Raw genomic sequence first — 18,815 nt, forward strand, 5'->3', positions numbered from 1 at the left:
GTGGAACAGCGGCAGCCATGAGACCAGGCAGTCGGGTACCTCTTCGTGCCGGGTCACGTCCATGATCCCGGTGAGGTTCGCCGCGAGGTTGCCGTGGGTGATGCGGACCGCTTTCGGTTCGCCGGTCGATCCGCTGGTGAACTGCCGCAGCGCGGTGTCGCCGTCGGTCAGGTCGGGCCGGGCGTAGGGCGTGCCGGTGACGGCCTGCCTCATCCGGTCGTCGACGGCGACGACCCGGCACCCACGCACCGCGGGGCTGGCGGCGAGGCCTGCGGTGAAGGTGTCGAACGGTGGGCAGAGCAGCAGCACGTCGAGGTCGGCGCTGCGGACGGCGCTGCGGCATGCGTCAGCGACCAGCGTCGGATCGCCGCTGGTCGGGGGCGTCACGACGGTGACGCTCGCTCCGGCGAGCCAGACCGCGCGGATCGCGGTGACCAGTGTGCGGCTGGTGGTACCGAGGAGTCCCACCGCGGTGCCCCGGCCGATGCCGGCCGTTTGGAGGAATCCGGCGAGGCCGATCGCCTCGGCGTGGACCTGTGCCCACGAGATGGTCTCGTCCCCGCCCGCTCTGGTCAGGGTGAGTGATCCGCCGCGTCCGGCTGCTCGCTCGAAGGCGTCCAGCAGGAAGGCCGTCATGTCCCTGCCCCGGTGGGAAAGTCCGGTATTCCGGACAGCGATGGTGCACCCGGTACGGGGACCGGGTGGGAGGTCGACGGGACCGGGGGGAGTCCGACGTGGTGGCGGCAGAGCGCGAGCAGGTACTCGTCCCAGAACCGGCCGTCGTAGTAGTTGAAGTCCCGCAGCCGACCTTCGACATCGAACCGGCGTCCCTCGCCACTGGCGATCAGTTCATAGTTGAATTCCGGCACCTCCATGTACAGCTTGCGCAGGTTCCAGACCTGGAACAGATATCGGACGAACAGCTCGACCGCGCTGGCGGGCAGCCCGGTGAGCAGGTAGTCCGGAGTGAACACCGCGGCCAGGTAGGCGATGCCGCGGGTGGTGTCCGCGTTGTAGGCGACGACAAGACCGATCGGTTCTCCCGTTGCGGGGAGCACCACCACGAACTGGGCGAGCACCCCCTGCCACAGCCCCGCCTGGAACGTCTCCTGGTTGGGTACGGCACCGCGGAAACGCCAGCGGAAACCGACCTCCTCCGAGATCGCCAGCTCGTACAGGAACGGCAGGTACTCCGGGGTCACCGGCCGCAACGCGAATCTGCCGTTGTGCAGCCTGGGTGACCTCACTCCGGCTCGAGTCACGGGGCCGGGCGGCACGTCCCGCCGACGGCCGACGACCGGGTGCCCGTCACCGGCGCTGCCACGGGCAGCCTCGAGGAGCATGCACGCGTCCGCGACAGTTGCGATCTGGCCCGCGGGGGTCGCGTCGATGTCCACGCCCCGCGCCGCGAGCCAGACCAGGAGTTCCAGTTGTTGGAGCGAGTCCAGATGAAGGTCGTTGCGAAGGTCGGCGGTAGCGGTGACGGCCGATGCCTCAACGGCAAGAAGACGAGCGAGGAAACCTTCAAGATCGGTATCGCGAACGTCGGAGAGCACCGTACCCCTTCGCGTTCAACGTGGAATATGAACGATATATCCTGATAAATTGTCTAAATCATCAGATAAGACTAGATCGATGAAAGCATGAGATACGGTGGCGCGCAAGTTAATTACACTGAGTAGCAAAATTATTGGATGTCGATCAGGGGCGCCGTGAGGATTCAGGACAGTCCACCTCGGGCTGGAGCTGCGGGAAGTTACTATCCGTAGTCGCGAGGCTGTCTGTTCCTTCTGGTCCTTCGGTTACTCAACGTCATTGCGGTGAGCCTGGCGGGCACTGTTCGCCCGATCCCGGATGCGGTTACCCGGTCAGCGGGACCGGGGCGTAGTCGGCGGAGCCGTCGGAGCCGTCGGGATCGTGACACCCGATGACGGTGTCGTGGCCCCGCCCCCGGGCTGGGTCGTGGTGGTACCCGGCAGCAGACCGGCGGTCGGGTCGGGTGCGGAAGCGGCGGGCGCCGGCGGGGGAGTGGACAACAACCCGCCCTTGGTTCCGCTGGCCACGGTGGGATCCGCCTTCGACATCGGCATGGCCGGGACTCCGGCGAGGGCTTGGCGCAGCGAGCGACCCCAGATGATCGCCGGGAGATCCCCGCCGAACACCCGCGACCAGGTCCGGCCGTCCGCGACGATACCCCTCAGCGGGTTGCCCTGAGCACCCTTCGGGTTGCCGACGGCGACGGCGGCGGCCATCTGCGGGGTGTACCCGACGAACCACGCGGCCGAGTAGTTGTCCGTGGTGCCGGTCTTGCCGGCGGCCGGGCGCCCGATCGCCGCGGCGTTCGGGTACCCCGTGCCCTGGGTGATTACACCGGTCAGGATGCTCGTGACGGTGTCTGCGACACCGGCGGACACCGCCCGCTTGCAGGCGGGCGCGGGGGCGATGTCGACATTCTGGTTGCTGGAGTCGGTAGCCGACAGGATGTAGCGCGGGTTGCAGTGCATACCGTGGGCGGCGAGGGTGGCGTAGGCGTTGGCCATGTCCAGCGGCGGGACGGCCTTGGAGCCGATAGTCAGGTCACCCCAGGCCTTGGCGAGGTAGGAGGCGGGGACGCCGAGCCGGTTCGCCATGTCGATGACGGCGGGTAGGCCGACTTTCTCCTCCAGCTGGATGTAGTAGGTGTTCACCGACTTCCAGGTGGCTTCGGGCATGGCGTAGACGCCGCTTTCGTCCGGCTCGGCATTGGCGTAGCCGGTGGAGCAGCTACTGCCGTCGTGCCGGTCGATGGCGTAGCGCTTGGAAATGTAACAGGCCGGTGAGTAGAACTGGGTGTTCAGCCCGTAGCCTGCCTCGAGCGCGGCGGCGAGGGTGATGGTCTTGAACGTCGAGCCTGGTTGGAAGACCGCCGTGGTCGGCAACGGTTCCTTGGTCTGGTTGGCGGCGGAGTTCGAGCCGAACACCCGGTTCACCGCCATCGCCAGGATGTTGCCGGTGCCCGGTTCGATCACCACCTCGGTCGCCGACACCGGGTTGCTCGGCGCTATGACGGCGTTGACCGTGTCCTGGGCCGCAGCCTGGACCTTGGGCTGTAGCGTCGTCCTGATCACCAGGCCGCCTTCGTGGACCTGCCGGGCGCGCTCGGCCTCGGTCGTGCCCAGCGCCGGGTCGGCGAGCAGCTGGGCACGGACGAAGTCGCAGAAGAAGGGCGCGCTTGACGTTTCGCACGAGTCCTGTGCTGCCGCTGCGGCGGCCCGGATGACCGTGACCGGGGTGGCCTCCGCCGTGTCCGCGGTGGCCGGGGTGATGTAGCCGAGCTCCGCCATCCGGTCCAGGACGACGTCGCGGCGGACCCTGGCGGCGTCGGGATGGTTCACCGGGTCGTACAGGGAGGGGCTCTGCACGAGCCCGGCCAGCAGCGCCGCCTGGGGCAGCGTCAGGTCTGCGATCCCGACATGGAAGTAGTTCTGGGCGGCGGTACCGACACCGTAGTTCCCGTTACCGAAGTAGGCGATGTTGAGGTAGCGGCCGAGGATCTCGTCCTTGGTGAGGGTGTTCTCCAGCGCGACGGCATACCGGGCTTCCTGGATCTTGCGCTGGAGCGACGTCCCTGCCGCGTCCTCACGCTGCTGCTTGGTACGCGCGTTCTGCAGCAGCACGTTCTTGACGTACTGCTGGGTCAGCGTCGAGGCGCCCTGCTGGACGTCGCCCGCCTCACTGTTGCGCAGCGCCGCCCGGGCGACCCCCTTCACGTCCACCCCGCCATGGGTGTAGAAACGCGAATCCTCGATGGCGACGATGGCCTCCCGCATGACCCTCGGGATGGCCTTGCCGTCAACCACGGTGCGGTTCTCCTCGCCGCGCAGCGTCGCGATGAGACTGCCGTCAGCGGCGAGGATGGTGGAGCTCTGAGGAAGCGGCGGCGTGGCGAGCTCGGCGGGCAGAGCCAGGTAATGGTCGGCCGATGCCTTGGCGAACAGGCCAACCGCGCTGATCATAGGTAGGAACAGCAGCGCCAAGCCGAGCCCTGCGGTGGTGACGACCAGCCCGATGCGGGTGAGCCGGCCACCCCGACGCCGACGCCGACGACCGCCGTTGTCATCGTCGCCACCGCCACCGCCACCGCCACCGCCACCGCCACCGCGATCGCCACCGTGAACGTCACTGACGCCGTCGTCGTTGACACCGGTCACCCTGTTGTCGTGACCATCCGTGAGGGTCTGCAACGCGGAGTCTCTCTGCACGGCCGTGACGTCACCTTCCATGATCACATGAGCTGTGGCCCACGAGGAGATTCTGACTGACCCCCGTGGCAGGCCGGAACCCGGCGCGCTCGCTGTCCCCTGGATGGGGCTATGTTGTGCGCCGCGCCGCCGGGTTGTGCGCGGTGCGGCTGGCCGGGTGTGCCCGGTCGCGTCGATGAGTTCCCCGGTTGTCCGAAGGCATGCGCTGGAGTATGAGCCAGGGCACACTATGCTCTGATCCGGACCTGAAAAGTCCTGAATATCCCGACCGTGCCTTTCGTGGTCCCTACAGTGGTCCCGTGGCTACGGGACGGCGCCGGTGAGCGCGCAGCCAGCTGCGGGCGATCGGCCCGAGCCTGCTGGCCGCGAAGTCAACATGCTGTGTCCGACCTGTGATGGCGTCGGGCGGGTGGGCCTGCTTCAGGCGGCGCGGCTGGATGGCGAACCATGCCAGATCAGGTCCACGACGTCCTGCCCGGACTGTGCGACCGAAGGGCACCGCCCGCTCGTGCCCCCGATGTGAATCTGATCCCGGTCGACACGCACGGTCACCGGGTGATCCTTAGGAGGCGGCGCGCCTTCTGCTGAGTCGCATCACCTGCGTCACCTGAGGGATCCGGATGATCCGCCGGTCCGGTCGCCTCGATCATTGATGGCGCCGGACGAGGATCGACCTAAAACGGGCTTTCAGCTCGGCGGGACGAAGGGGCCGGGTGCGGGTTGCTCAATCGGCTGGGTCGGCTGGGTCGGCTGCATCCGCTGGGTCGGGTGCGGGGAGACCGGATGCTGGAATGCCGGATTCGGGTAGGGCGACGGCTGCCATCCCGGCGGGCCGCCGGTGAGCCGCCGATGTGCACGTGCGGTGCGTTCGGCGAGGACCGCGGACAGGTAGGCCCAACCGGGTGTACCCGGCGGCGGTGGTGGCGTGACGACGGCAAGCACGGAAGCCACGAGCTGGCTGCCGATTCGCTCGCGAGCCTCGGGTGAGAGCTCCTGGACCCGGCCGAGGAACTGACGGACGGAGAGCGCCAGGGCGTCCCCGAACACGGACAGGTCCAGGCTGGACGCCCAGTAGGCGAGCTGCGGAGGCATCATCACCGGCGCGGCGTTACCGCGTGGGATCCGCTCCTGTAGGACGACCGTGCCGGCGAGGAGGTCGCCCAGCCGCTTGGATCTCTCCGAGATCAGCATGCTGACCACGGCGGGGATCCCCAGCAGGGCACCGGGCCTTTCGACCACGGCACCGAGCAGGCCGCGGACGAAGGCATGGCGGAACCGGATCGGTCCGCCGTCGTCGCGCACCACGCGCAGCCCCATGGCCACCTTGCCGATGGTGCGTCCATGCCAGACGGTCTCGGCCGTCACCGGGTAGCCGACCAGTACCGTGACCACGATGAGCAGATAGACGGTGGCGGCGAGCGCGTCGTTGTCCGGACCCACGATCATGAACGCGGCGAAGGCCATGATGAGGAGCGCGACGACCTGAAGGCTGAGGTCGACAGTGGCGGCGATGAGCCGCGAGCCGAGCCGGGCGACTCGAAGGTCGATCGTGACGGCTTCGCCGGTGACCAACTGGCTCACGCCGCGTCTCCGGTCCGTGTCGTCTCCCGCATGATTCTGGACGATATCTCCCGGGGGGTGCAGGCCCGGGCAGGGGCACCCATTATCCTCAACCTGTCTGTTCCCACCCATCCGATGTCTGCCGGATACTCGCTGTGATCAAGATGTGCAGTCGCAGTCGCAGTCGCAGTCGCAGTCCGGGCGCGGAGCGCGATGGAGAGGTGGGAGCCGAATGGATCTTGATGCATATGTCAGCCTGCATCGCGCCGAATGGGCCCGCCTGGAGGACCTCGTCCGGCGGGCCGCGCGGCCCCGCCGGATGTCCGGTGCAGAGCTCGACGAGCTGGTGGACCTCTACCAGAAGGTCGCGACGCACCTGTCGGTGATCCGTAGCCGCTATCCGGACCCGATGCTGGTTGACCGCCTTGCCGGCACGGTGACCCGGGCGCGGTCCGTTGTCGCGGGTGCCCGGGACCCGGGCTGGCATGTTGTCGGCAGGTTCTTCGCCGTGACGTTCCCGGCGGCGGTATACGCCCGTCGCGGCTGGGTGTTCGCCACCTGCGCGGTTTCGCTCGCGGTGGCTCTCGCCCTGGGCCTGTGGGTGGTGAACTCCCCGGCCGCGTACAGCGGGCTGCTTCCCCGGGATGAGGTGGCAGCCCTGTGCCGGACGGATTTCGCCAGGTACTACTCGGAGAATCCCGCCTCTTCGTTCGCGGCACATGTGTGGACGAACAACGCCTGGGTGAGCGCCTCGGCCATCGCGCTGGGTGCCCTGGCTGGCATCCCGACGCTGACGGTGCTGTTGGTCAACGCCGGCAACCTCGGGCTTGTCGGCGGCTACATGACCAGCTGCGGCGAGGCGTCCCAGTTCTTCACGCTGATCCTGCCGCACGGGTTGTTGGAGCTGACCGTGGTGTTCACCGCGGGCGCGGTCGGCCTACGCCTGGGTTGGTCCATCATCGATCCGGGCCCGCGCCGCCGGGTCGAGGCGCTGGCGGCTGAGGGCCGGGCGGCTGTCGTGATCTCACTCGGCCTGGCCGTCGCCCTGGCGGTCAGCGGTCTGATCGAGGCGTTCGTAACACCGTCAGCCCTGCCCGCCGGGGTCCGGATCGCCATCGGCGCCCTCGCCCTGGCGGTGTTCGTCGGATATGTCTGGGTCTACGGCCGTCGTGCCGTGGCCGCGGGGGAGACCGGCGACCTGGAAGAGGATCTTTCTGCCGATCTCGCGCCGACCGTCTGACCGGGCACCGGCGCCACGTCGGGCCCGGTTCGGGCGAGCCTCTACAAGCTGTCGAGCTACAGGCTGTGGAGCTACAGGCTGCCAGCAGATTTCAGCGTCAGGTAGATGTCGGTGACGGCGGCCGCGTAGGTCGCGGGTGGGGCATCCACGACCTGCACACTGTGCTGGCGGAGCAGAGCGGTGAGCTGGCGTCGCCGAAGCAGCGCCTGTTCGGCAGCGGCGGCGGAATACAGCGCGCGGACGTCGCCGCGGCCGGCCGCGAGCTCAGCCACGCGCGGGTCGCTCACCGCCGCGACGACGACGGTGTGCCGAGCGGTCAGTGCCGGCAGTGCCGGCAACAGACCTTCCTCGATCACCGCGGGAGCAAGTTCGGTGAACAGCACCACCAGGGACCGCCGGCTGGCGGTACGCATGACCGTGGAGACGATCGCCCGGTGGTCGGCCTCGGTCAGCACCGGTTCCACCAGCGCCAGCGCGGCACTCATCCTGACCAGCAGATTCGGGCCGCCTGCCGAGGGCAGCGTGACGCGGGCGACCGCGTCATGGGCGATCAGGCTGACCCGGTCACCGGCCCGGGCGGCCACTGCGGCCAGTAGCAGGGCGGCGTCCATCGCGTGGTCCAGGCGTGGAGCGTCGCCGATCCGACCGGCGCTGGTCCGCCCGGTGTCCAGGACGCAGATGACCCGGCGGTCACGTTCCGGCCGGAACGACTTGACCGCGACCGTGCCGCGCCGTGCGCTGGCCCGCCAGTCGATCATTCGAACGTCGTCGCCCGGAACATAGTCGCGCAGGCTGTCGAACTCCGAGCCCTGTCCGCCCCCGCGCAGTGTGACGTTACCTTCGATCTCGTGCAGGCGGGCGAACGCGGCGGGAATGTGGCGGCGGGACGTGAACGCCGGTAACACCCGCAGCCGCCAGGGCGCGACGTGCCGGCCCTGCCGGCCGGCGAGGCCGAGGGGTCCCAGCGAGCGGACCGTTATCCGGTACGGATGCCGGTCACCCCGGCGGGTGGGCCGCAGCACCATGTCGCCGAAGCGCCGTTGTCCAGCTGGGACGGTCACCGGCCAGACGCGTGGTGTGGCGCCCGACGACGGCGGCCAGGCGTCCCGGATGTGGGCGCGAACCGTCCGGCGCCCGGTGTTCGTCACCGCCAGAACGAGCGGCACCGCTTCACCGAGCCGTGCCGCGTTCGGCCCGGACCGGGCGAACACCAGCGTGCGCACGCCGCCGGCGAGCGTGAGATCCACGACGATTGCGACGATCAGCAGGCCGTTGGCCACCAGCAGCGTCCAGCCTGGGGCCGGGGAGAACAAAATGATCAGCGCGCTCGCGAATGCGAGCGCCGCGGCCCGTCCGGTGATGGCCACCCGTGAGCTCTTTTACCGCGGTACGGGCACGGTGGCCAGCACCTGGTTGAGGACGGTGTCGGCGGTCACGCCTTCGAGCTCGGCCTCGGGACGCAACGTGAGCCGGTGCCGCAGGGTCGGTCGCGCGAGCGCCTTGACGTCGTCCGGGGTCGCATACCCGCGTCCGGACAGCCAGGCCCACGCCCGTGTCGTAGCCAGCAGTGCGGTCGCACCGCGCGGGGAAACTCCCAGCGCGACGGCGGGTGCGGCCCGGGTTGTCCGGGCCAGGTCGACGATGTAGGCGAGGACGTCCGGTCGGACCGCGACGGCGCGGACGGCGTCGCGGGCGACCGCCAACTGCGACGGTCCGGCGACCGGCCGGATTCCGGCCGCATCGAGGTTGGCGGGGTCGAAGCCGGACGCGTGGTGGGCGAGCATCCTGATCTCGTCGTCCCGCGGCGGCAGCGGCACGGTGAGTTTCAGCAGGAAGCGGTCGAGCTGCGCTTCGGGCAGCGGGTAGGTGCCTTCGTGCTCGATCGGGTTCTGGGTGGCGATGACCGCGAACGGTACCGGCAGCCGCCGCGGTGCTCCGTCGACGCTGACCTGGTGTTCCTCCATCGCCTCCAGGAGCGCGGCCTGAGTCTTGGGCGGCGTCCTGTTGATTTCGTCGGCAAGCAGCAGGTTGGTGAACACCGGCCCTTCCCGGAAGGTGAACCGGGATGTGCCGATGTCGTGGACGAGCGATCCGGTGACGTCTCCCGGCATCAGATCGGGGGTGAACTGCAGCCGCTTGGTCTCCAGGGACAACGCCGCGGCGAGTGCCCTGACCAGCAGGGTCTTGGCAACCCCCGGGACGCCCTCGAGCAGCGCGTGCCCGCGGCAGAGCAGTGCCACGACAAGGCCGCTGACCGCGGCATCCTGGCCGATGACAGCCTTGCCCACCTCCTCGCGCAGCGCGATCAGCGCTTGGCGGGCCGCCTCGGATTCATCCGGTGTACCCCGATGAGGGGGGGATTCGGCCGCCGGCGGGCCGGGATACAGGTGCGGTTCGGTCGACATGGCTGACCCGGTGGCCGTCTCTCTCTGTGAAGGTTTCGTTACCACAACATCGCTGTCGCTGGGTGTTCCCGGGGCGCTCATCCCGCCGCCACGTCCTGGTCGAGCGCGTCGAGCTGCTCCGCCAGCCCCAACAGCGCATGATCGTCGACTGATGCGCCCTTTGTCTGGAACATGCCGGCTGCCGCGGTGGTGTGGTGACTCATCCCGGAACCGTACAGGAGCGATGCGATCTCGACCGGTGACCGCCCGGTTCGATCGGCGACCGAGGTCACGAGCGCGTTCGGGTCCGGTTCGGGATGCGTGGCCGCGGGGTTCCGCGAGGTTGGTGGGCCGGCCCGGGTCGCCAGCCCGAGTCGTTCGGCCAGGCGTGCCCGCAGTCCCGCCCGCAGCGCCGCTGCGACCAGTTCCCGTGCCTTCCCCGCCGCGTAGAGCCGTCCCCGCCCCTCGACGGTCTCAGCCGCCCGCACCACGACCGGCAGCGGTTCGGCCACCGGCGGCCCGAGCCTGCGTCCGCGCCACAGGGCGAGGACGACCAGCGCGACGGCGAGCTGGAGACAGCCGAGCACGACCCGGTCGGGAAGCAGGTCGACCAGACTGCTGCGGGCGGCGACGGAGCCCGGCCCGCCCGGTTGCGGGAGCACCCAGGTCACCGCCGCATGCCGGTTGAGAAGCCCGATTGCGAGTGCCGCGTTGCCCTCGTGGGCCAGCTGCCCGTTGGTCATGAACGCGGCGCTACCGGCCACGACGAACCGTCCGGGCCGGCGCCCCGCCGTGGCGCCGGCCGGTTGCGCCAGCACGACCAGGGTCGCGGTCGCATGCACCGGGTAACAGGCCGCCACCCGGCTGGCGCTCGGCTGGGTGACGCGGAAGCCCGAACCGCCGCCAAGAGTGGCGGCCTGTGCCACCTCGGCCTCGGGCAGCCCGCACCCCGGCACAGGTGTCGCGGGCGCAACGCCGCCGGTGTTGGCCAGCGGTAGATCCAACGCCTCGAGGACAGCGGTGACCGGCTCGATGAGCAGCAGGTCGCTGCCCCGGTTGACCGTGTTGGCAAGGGCATCAAGGGTCGCCGGGGTGACGCGCTCGGGATATGCCAGCACGATCGTGGTGTCGCGACCCGCGGCAGTTGCCGTGGCCTCGGTGGGGTTGTCCGTCACCGTGACGCCGACGCCGTGTGCCCCAAGGATCTCAGCCAGTGCTCTGGTCCCACCCGGTGCGGCCGACGTCGGATCGAGCGGGCGGCCGTTGGGCGTGGCAACCATGGTGGATGCGGCGGCGGACGCGATGACCAGCAGGACGAGGACGGCGCCGGCCCGGACTCGACGCTGGACCGCCCCGGGGGCAGGTCCGGTACGCAGCGCGGTGGTGGTCACGCCGGCGCCGTGAAGGTGCGAACCGGCTGGCCCACCAGGTGCGGCCGCATACCCATCAGCACCTCATCCGCTTGGACGACGAGCCGGTAGGAGGCCGCGGATGCCTCGGTCCCGCCGTACCAGATCTCGCTGAACACCGTTACCGCCGCGTCCAGAGCGGGCGTTTTCCCGGCGTCGATTCGGGCGATCTCGGCGACGAGCTCGCCCGCGGTGCGTCCCGGCCGGGGTTCCAGCACTCCTGTCTCCTCCAACATCCGCACGATTGCCCGCAGTCGTGACCGCACCGCTTCGGCAAAGGCACCCGCCAGCGCACGGCTGTCGGCCTCGGCTCGCAGCGCGGCGGCGGACAGCGGGCTGCCGAGATCAAGATCGACTATCTTCGTTCGCGCGGTCCGTCGTACCGGGCCGAGCCGTAGCCACACGACGCCGGCGACCAGGGCCATCACGATGACGACCGCCGCTATGCCGAGCCCGTGGCCCGACGGCTGGGTGGCGCTGGTCCACAGGTCGGTCAGCCGGTCACCGATCCAGCTCAGCACGCGCTCGGTCCATCCCGGCCCGGCATCGTGGTAGATGCCCCTGGAAAGTTCGTGGCGAGCGTCGTCCGCCGCCCCGTCGCGGGTTACCGTCGGCCCGACCATGACGTCTACTGGTATCCCCGGCCGCTCGTCGCACGGTCCCGTGCCGCTTGGGCGAGGGTTACGTCCAGGCCTTCCAACCGGATGCGGCGGTCGATGTACAGCAGCACGATGACCCCCGCCGTGATGGGCGTGGTCACAGCCCGGACCGCGATGTTCATGACGGCGGTGACCAGGAGGCCGAGCGTTGTCAGGGCGCCGCTGTAGGGATCGGTCAGAGAGCCGCCACCAGCGGTGATGATCACGGCCAGGGGGATCAGGAGGATGGCCGTGAGGACCGTGACCATGACGTAGGTGAGCAGTATGATCCCGAAGGTTCGCCACCATGCGCCACGGACCAGCGTCCACGAACGCCGCATGGCCGTCCCGATGCTCCCGCCCTCGAGGATGAATGCGGGCGTTGACATGGCCAGCGCGACCGTGACGAACAGGGCGCCGATGATCAGCCCGATGAGTCCGAGAAGGGTCAGGGCGCCTACTGCGAGGGACAGGCCAATCAGGCCTCCCAACCGGGGCTGGATGCGTCGCAGGGCTTCGCCGGCACTCATCTTGCTACCCAGGGTAGCGTCGCTGATCACCGCGCTCAGCATCCCGGCCAGGACGATGGCGAGAACGCCGTAGAGCACAGCGGTGATGATCGTGGCGAAGATCTCCGCATTGGTGGACGTCCGTTGACTCCAGGCCGTCAGCAGAGTGCTGATGATCTGGACCACGGTGGTCGCGGCGACGGTCAGCCCGATGGTCGCCCCGGGGTTCTGGCGCAGTGCGGAGAAGGCACCATCGAGAATCTCGCCGACCGCGAGCGGCCGTAGCGGGATGATCCCCGGCTTTTCGGCCTGTTGCCATGGTCCGGGCTGTCCCGGCCCCCACTGGCCGGGTCCGCCCGGTTGCTGCTGGTTCCAGCCGGGTGGCGGCTGTGGTTGGCCCCAGCCGGGCGGGGGCGGCTGTGGCTGGCCCCAGCTGGGCGGGGGCGGCGGTTGCTGGTTCCAGCCGGGTGGCGGCTGTGGTTGGCCCCAGCCGGGCGGGGGTGGCGGTTGGCCCTGAGCGGGATCGGGCCCGCCATGCTGCTGCGGCTGCCCCCAGCCGGGTCCGTCGGTCATGTCGGTCTCCCTGAAGTCGTATGTCTCGGAGCCTCTGCCAGCGCGGGGAGAGGCGACTTCCCGCAGATCATTTCGTGCGGCGCTCTTCGCGGCCATTGTCGTCCACAGCCGAGTTGTCCACAGGGACTGCAGCGCCCTCGCCAAGCGGACGCAACGGGCCGACCATCCCATACATGCCCAACACGTATATCGGCACCGCATTCGAGGTCCTTCTGGATCTTCTCCTGCCGCGTGCCTGCGCCGGCTGTGGCCGTCCGGGCCCGGCGGTCTGCCCGACCTGCGCAGCCTCGGTCGATCGTCCGGCATTCCTCGCCGCTCCGGGACAGATGGCCACACCGGGGCGGCGGGGGCCACCACCGCGATGCTTTGCCGGCGCCGTCTACGACGGACCGTGCCGCCAGCTTCTGCTGGCGTTCAAGGAGAAAGGCCGGCAGGACGCCCGGCGGCCTTTGGCGTTGGCGCTTGCCCGTGCGGTGATGGCGGCCCGCGTCGGGACGGCGCATACCGGCTTGGTGATTCTTGTGCCGGTGCCGTCGACCCGGTCGGCCGTTCGCCGGCGAGGTTTCGACCATGTACGCAGGCTCGGTGACGGCGCCGCAGGGGTGCTGCGCGCGGCCGGGGTGCCGGTACGGGTGGTCGCGATGCTGCGGGCGGCCCGGGCGGTGGCCGATCAGGCCGCTCTATCCGCGGTGGAGCGCGCGAGCAATCTCAGCGGTGCGTTCGGGCTGCGACACGGAGTCCGAATTGTCGACGAACTCCATCTCGCCAGGGGTTTGCCGGGGCAGGACAGGGTCACTCACTGTTCACCGCCGGCCGCGTTGTTCATTGTCATCGACGATGTTGTGACGACGGGTGCGACCCTGACCGAGGCTGCGCGGGCGCTGCGTGCCGGTGGGGTACCGGTATCAGCCGCCGCCGTAGTCGCCGCGACGTCTGCGCGCCGCCGCGCTCCTCGAGACATCGGCGCGCCGCCGCCCTTCTCGAGATGACCGGCCCCAAGGTGTCCATTTGGCTGCGACCGGGGTACCGCAGGGTTGAAACTGTCGTCACCCGCACCGGCGCCGCGGGAGTGGACAAGCGAAGAGACGGACCAGGGCGCTCGGGGTCCGGCCGGAAGGAACGAGGCAGATAAGCCCTGACATACGGAATTGCATCGGAAGGTCGGATTGGCTCGATCCCGCGGGATCGTTCGGTCATCGCCGCCTCCGGTCGACAGGAAGGTGAAACGAGTGGACATCGTCTTCAAGGGAAGGCACACCGCGGTTCCCGAGAGGTTCCGCAAGCACGCCGAAGCCAAGATTGCGAAGCTGGAGCGGTTCGATCACAAGGCCTTCCGGGTGGATGCTGAGCTCTCCCGCGAACACAATCCGCGGATGGCGGATGTCTGTGATCGTGTTGAGCTGACCGTGTTCTCACGGGGCCCGGTGATCCGAGCCGAGGCTGCCGCCGCGGATCCGTTCGCTGCGTTCGACCTGGCAGCGGCAAAGCTCACGGAACGGCTACGGCGCGCCGCTGAACGACGCAGCTGCCACAACGGCGCGGCGCGTGGGTCGTCGGGCCAGCTCTCGCGGGCCGTGGGCGAGCCGCGGGTCGGTACGGAAGGCTTCGGCGACTCCGCGAGGCGTGCCGACCCCGATCGTGACGGCGATGTCCACGCAGGTGCCGATAGCGACGCAGATTACGGGGATCCGGACTGGTCGCCCATGGTCGTCCGTGAGAAGATCCATCGAGCCACGCCGATGACTCTCGACGATGCCCTGTCGAACATGGAGCTCGTCGGTCATGACTTCTACCTCTTCCGGGACGTCCGCACGGGTCTGCCGAGCGTGGTGTACCGAAGGTGTGGATACGACTACGGAGTGATCCGGCTTGAGTCGGGCGAGCACGACGAGCCCGATGCGGGCACCGCAGGACGAGATCGCCGGACCAGCCGGGGCGAGAGGTATGACGAACCTCGTGGCGCGGTTGCAACGGTGTAAACGTATGCAGGTCTAGTCGACGTGGGACCATCTGCCGTGGACGTCTTCAGTCACGTCCCGGCCACCCCGTGCACCGGCACGGGGTGGCCGAGGCGCAGGCCGTCGCGACGCGAAGGAGGTCACATGACGGGGGATGGGCGCCAACTCGGGGAGGATGGGTCGCCGTCACCGACGGATCCCATACGGGTGCTCGTCGTAGACGACCATGCGCTGTTCCGGCGCGGTCTGCAAATGGTCCTCGAACAGGAGGCCAACATCGAGGTGGTCGGCGAAGCCGCGGATGGTGCGGAAGCCGTCACGATGGCGGTCGACATGGCACCGGACATCGTCCTCATGGATGTCCGGATGCCGCGGCGCGGTGGGATCGACGCGACCAGCGCAATCAAGCAGGCCGTACCCAGTGCGAAGATCGTGATGTTGACCATCAGCGACGAGGAGGCAGACCTCTACGACGCGATCAAGGCGGGCGCGATGGGGTACCTGCTCAAGGAGATCTCGATCGACGAGGTTGCCACCGCGATCCGCGCCGTGCACGGTGGCCAGAGCCTGATCAGCCCTTCGATGGCGTCGAAACTCCTCACCGAGTTTGCATCGATGATCAAAAAGGCGGACGACCGGCCGCAGCTGCCGACACCCCGCCTCACCGATCGCGAGATGGAGGTCCTGCGGCTCGTCGCCAAGGGGCTCAACAACCGTGATATAGCCAAGCAGCTCTTCATCAGCGAAAACACGGTTAAGAACCACATCCGCAACATCCTCGAGAAGCTTCAGCTGCACTCACGCATGGAGGCGGTGGTCTACGCGGTTCGGGAGAAGCTTCTGGAGATCACCTGAGATCACGGCGGACGCCGTGCGACAGCTCTGGTGATCCCCGGATGGGCCCCGTCCCAGTTGGACGTCGTCCGGGCGGGTTCGGCCGATCCCGTGCCGAACCCGGACTTCGCCGACTTCGGGCACCGATGCCGGGCCTCGGGCGTTGTTCTGGTCGGAGTGTGGCCATGGTGTCGGTCGCTCTTACGGCGGAGCCCCGGCTTCCCGTCACCCGAAGCGAGTCATGATCGTGTCACTTCTGGTCGGCCGGGTAGCCTGTGGAACCGCCGACCCGTGGGATGGCCGGATCGATCAGCACGGAGGGACTGGGGCGTATCTGATGGATCTTCGATCGTGCGGATCGATGCCCAGTCAGATACGCCCTAGCCTTGGCAACATCCACGAGACACGGCCTAGTCTCGTTGTGTAGGTGACCCCGCCGACCAACCGCCCGAGGAGTTTCGCCCGTGGTGCTCGAGAAGATCCTCCGTGCCGGCGAGGGTCGCATTCTGCGCAAGCTCAAGGCGATCACAGATCAGGTGAACCTCCTCGAGGACGACTTCGTCGGGCTCACGGACACCGAGCTTCGCTCGATGACCGACGAGTTCCGCCATCGGCTCGATGCGGGCGAAACCCTCGACGAGATCCTCCCCGAGGCGTTTGCGGCGGTGCGTGAAGCGGCCCGACGGACCCTGGGGCAGCGGCACTTCGACGTCCAGATCATGGGCGGTGCGGCGCTGCACCTGGGAAACATCGCCGAGATGAAGACGGGTGAGGGCAAGACCCTCGTGTCCACGTTGCCCGCCTATCTCAACGCGCTGTCCCGCAAGGGCGTACACATTATCACGGTCAACGATTACCTGGCCCAGCGGGACGCGGAGAACATGGGCCGGGTACACCGCTTTCTCGGTTTGACGGTCGGCGTCATTCATCCGCAGATGCAGCCGGCCGTCCGTCGCCAGCAGTACGAGGGCGACATCACCTACGGCACCAACAACGAGTTCGGCTTCGACTATCTGCGGGACAACATGTCCTGGAGCGGCGAGGAACTCGTCCAGCGCGGGCACAACTTCGCCGTCGTCGACGAGGTCGACTCGATTCTGGTCGACGAGGCCCGAACCCCGCTGATCATCAGCGGTCCGGCGGACAACCCAACCCGTTGGTACACCGAGTTCGCCCGTATCGCTCCGATGCTGGTGAAGGACACGGACTACGAGGTCGAAGAAGGCAAGCGGACGGTCGCCATCACGGAGTCCGGGGTGGCGAAGGTCGAGGACCAGCTTGGTATCGACAACCTCTACGAATCCGTGAACACACCGCTCGTCGGCTACCTCAACAATTCACTGAAGGCGAAGGAACTCTACCGCCGGGACAAGGACTACATCGTCACGGACGGCGAGGTCCTCATCGTCGACGAGTTCACCGGCCGTGTCCTGCACGGGCGTCGTTACAGCGAGGGAATGCACCAGGCGATCGAGGCCAAGGAGAAGGTCGAGATCAAGCAGGAGAACCAGACTCTGGCCACGATCACCTTGCAGAACTACTTCCGGCTGTACGACAAGCTGTCCGGTATGACCGGAACCGCGATGACCGAAGCAGCCGAGTTCCACCAGATCTACACACTCGGCGTCGTGCCGATTCCGACGAACAAGGCGATGGTCCGGGCGGACCAACCCGATGTCGTGTACAAGACCGAGGTCGCCAAGTTCGATGCGGTCGTCGATGACATCGCCGAGCGTAATACGAAGGGGCAGCCGGTTCTTGTCGGCACGACCAGCGTGGCGAAGTCGGAGTACCTGTCCAAGCAGCTGACCAAACGCGGCGTGAAACATGAAGTGCTCAACGCCAAGCACCACGAGCGGGAAGCATTGATCATCGCTGAGGCCGGATGCAGGGGCGCGGTGACCGTTGCCACCAACATGGCCGGCCGCGGCACCGACATCATGCTTGGTGGCAACCCGGAGTTTCTTGCCCAGGCGGAGCTGCGGGAGCGTGGCCTCAGCCCGATCGAGTCCCCCGAGGACTACGAGGCGGCGTGGCCGGAGGCCCTGGAAAAGGCGCGGGCGTCGGTCGGTGCTGAACATGACGAGGTCGTGGAGCTAGGCGGGCTCTACGTCCTCGGCACCGAGCGTCATGAGTCCCGCCGGATCGACAACCAGCTGCGTGGACGAGCCGGCCGGCAGGGCGACCGCGGTGAGTCCCGGTTCTATCTGTCGCTGGGCGATGATCTCATGCGGCTGTTCAACGCCGCCGCTGTCGAAGGCATCATGGACAGACTCAACATTCCCGAGGACGTGCCGATCGAGTCGAAAATCGTCACCCGCGCGATCCGGTCTGCGCAGACGCAGGTCGAAGGTCAGAATTTTGAGATCCGAAAGAATGTCCTGAAGTACGACGAGGTGATGAACAAGCAGCGCACCGTCATCTATGAGGAGCGTCGCAAGGTTCTCGAAGGCGCGGACCTGCACGAGCAGATCCGTCATTTCGTCGACGACACGGTGGACGGCTATGTCCGGGGCGCGACAGCGGATGGCTATCCCGAGGAGTGGGACCTCGACACTCTCTGGTCCGGTCTTGGTGAGCTGTACCGGGTGGGTGTGGAAATTCCGGCCCCTGACGAACGCGACGGGCTGACGACCGAAACGCTGGTCGAGGATCTGCAGGCCGATGCCCACGATGCCTACGATCGGCGCGAGGAAGAGCTGGGTTCCGGTCCGGACGGCGAACCGCTCATGCGTGAACTGGAGCGCCGGGTCGTCCTGGCGGTGCTCGACCGAAAGTGGCGCGAGCACCTTTACGAAATGGACTACCTGCAGGAGGGTATCGGCCTGCGGGCAATGGGGCAGCGTGATCCGTTGGTCGAGTACCAGCGGGAAGGCTACGATATGTTCCAGACGATGATGGAGGGCATCAAGGAGGAATCGGTCAGGCTGCTGTTCAACGCCGAGGTCCAGATTCCCTCCACAGACGGCACGGCTGCCCAGAGCGTGAGTCCGCCGGACGGCACAGCGATCGTCCCGGCCGATGGCGAGACGCAGGCAGCGGACGGCGCCGCGCTGGTCGCGGCGGTACGGGCCGCCACGGCGGGTGCCGCCACCGACGGCACCGTCCCGGTTGCCCCGCCGGCGCAGGGCACGCCGCAGACCTCTGGCCGCCCGCCGGTGCCGACTCCGCCGCCGGTATTCGTCAAGGGTCTGGAACCACGTCGACCTGCGGATAATCTCCGCTACACCGCGCCGTCGGTGGACGGCGGATCCACCGCGGTCACCACCGAGGTCACCACCGGGACATCCCCCGGTGGGCTCGCTGGAGCAGTAGGCGCCCCGACGGCCACCGCAGGCAGTAGCCGCCCTGCTCGCAACGCACCGTGCCCATGTGGATCCGGGCGCAAGTACAAGCGGTGCCATGGCGACCCGGCGAACCGCAGCACAGCCTGATCTACGCCCCTGTTGCCGGTCGCTCTTATTGTGAT

At 68.2% G+C, this 18,815-nt stretch carries 14 protein-coding genes; 5 read left to right on the forward strand and 9 right to left on the reverse strand.

Annotated elements, in window-relative coordinates; translation table 11 throughout:
- The 4 genes from U9979_RS06460 to U9979_RS06475 all read right to left on the reverse strand — a co-directional run.
- Positions 1-636 (reverse strand): AMP-binding protein (locus U9979_RS06460; RefSeq protein WP_322778653.1); only part of this gene is annotated, 636 nt, incomplete at its 3' end.
- On the reverse strand, positions 633-1,556 hold the full coding sequence (locus U9979_RS06465; RefSeq protein WP_322778654.1) for a GNAT family N-acetyltransferase: 924 nt from the start codon (positions 1,554-1,556) through the stop codon (positions 633-635). The genes U9979_RS06460 and U9979_RS06465, both read right to left, overlap by 4 nt.
- Positions 1,557-1,868: 312 nt before the next feature.
- The gene (locus tag U9979_RS06470; protein WP_322778655.1) at positions 1,869-4,241 is read right to left on the reverse strand and encodes a transglycosylase domain-containing protein; all 2,373 of its coding nucleotides are present in this window, start codon (positions 4,239-4,241) and stop codon (positions 1,869-1,871) included.
- Between the two features lie 687 nt (positions 4,242-4,928).
- A complete protein-coding gene (locus U9979_RS06475) occupies positions 4,929-5,822 on the reverse strand; it encodes an RDD family protein (RefSeq protein ID WP_322778656.1) in 894 nt (297 codons plus the stop codon).
- A gap of 211 nt (positions 5,823-6,033) precedes the next feature.
- Between U9979_RS06475 and U9979_RS06480 the strand changes: the two genes are divergently transcribed.
- Complete coding sequence (locus U9979_RS06480; protein WP_322750231.1) at positions 6,034-7,041, forward strand: stage II sporulation protein M; 1,008 nt, start codon at positions 6,034-6,036, stop codon at positions 7,039-7,041.
- Between the two features lie 71 nt (positions 7,042-7,112).
- On the opposite strand, the gene U9979_RS06485 is transcribed toward U9979_RS06480, so the two are convergent.
- The 5 genes from U9979_RS06485 to U9979_RS06505 all read right to left on the reverse strand — a co-directional run bounded on the left by U9979_RS06485 (position 7,113) and on the right by U9979_RS06505 (position 12,554).
- Positions 7,113-8,408, reverse strand: a complete 1,296-nt coding sequence (locus U9979_RS06485; protein WP_322778657.1) for a DUF58 domain-containing protein — start codon at positions 8,406-8,408, stop codon at positions 7,113-7,115.
- Positions 8,409-8,420: 12 nt separating this feature from the next.
- Complete coding sequence (locus U9979_RS06490) at positions 8,421-9,446, reverse strand: MoxR family ATPase (protein WP_322778658.1); 1,026 nt, start codon at positions 9,444-9,446, stop codon at positions 8,421-8,423.
- A 77-nt stretch (positions 9,447-9,523) separates the two neighbouring features.
- Positions 9,524-10,816, reverse strand: coding sequence for a DUF4350 domain-containing protein (locus U9979_RS06495; RefSeq protein WP_322750227.1), 1,293 nt, complete (start codon positions 10,814-10,816; stop codon positions 9,524-9,526).
- Positions 10,813-11,457, reverse strand: coding sequence for a DUF4129 domain-containing protein (locus U9979_RS06500; protein WP_322750226.1), 645 nt, complete (start codon positions 11,455-11,457; stop codon positions 10,813-10,815). Before U9979_RS06500 ends, U9979_RS06495 begins: the two co-directional genes overlap by 4 nt.
- 5 nt (positions 11,458-11,462) lie before the next feature.
- Positions 11,463-12,554 carry a hypothetical protein gene (locus U9979_RS06505; RefSeq protein ID WP_322778659.1) on the reverse strand — a complete coding sequence of 364 codons (1,092 nt, stop codon included), beginning with the start codon at positions 12,552-12,554 and terminating at the stop codon, positions 11,463-11,465.
- Positions 12,555-12,727: 173 nt separating this feature from the next.
- Between U9979_RS06505 and U9979_RS06510 the strand changes: the two genes are divergently transcribed.
- The 4 genes from U9979_RS06510 to secA all read left to right on the forward strand — a co-directional run bounded on the left by U9979_RS06510 (position 12,728) and on the right by secA (position 18,780).
- Complete coding sequence (locus U9979_RS06510) at positions 12,728-13,543, forward strand: ComF family protein (RefSeq protein WP_322778660.1); 816 nt, start codon at positions 12,728-12,730, stop codon at positions 13,541-13,543.
- Between the two features lie 240 nt (positions 13,544-13,783).
- Positions 13,784-14,533, forward strand: a complete 750-nt coding sequence (hpf, locus tag U9979_RS06515; protein WP_322750223.1) for a ribosome hibernation-promoting factor, HPF/YfiA family — start codon at positions 13,784-13,786, stop codon at positions 14,531-14,533.
- Positions 14,534-14,656: 123 nt separating this feature from the next.
- Complete coding sequence (locus U9979_RS06520; RefSeq protein ID WP_322750222.1) at positions 14,657-15,367, forward strand: response regulator transcription factor; 711 nt, start codon at positions 14,657-14,659, stop codon at positions 15,365-15,367.
- Positions 15,368-15,810: 443 nt separating this feature from the next.
- Complete coding sequence (secA, locus tag U9979_RS06525) at positions 15,811-18,780, forward strand: preprotein translocase subunit SecA (protein ID WP_322750221.1); 2,970 nt, start codon at positions 15,811-15,813, stop codon at positions 18,778-18,780.
- The last annotated feature ends 35 nt before the right edge of the window (positions 18,781-18,815 follow it).

This window comes from Protofrankia sp. Cas4 (assembly GCF_963555915.1).
In the GTDB taxonomy this organism is placed as follows: domain Bacteria; phylum Actinomycetota; class Actinomycetes; order Frankiales; family Frankiaceae; genus Protofrankia.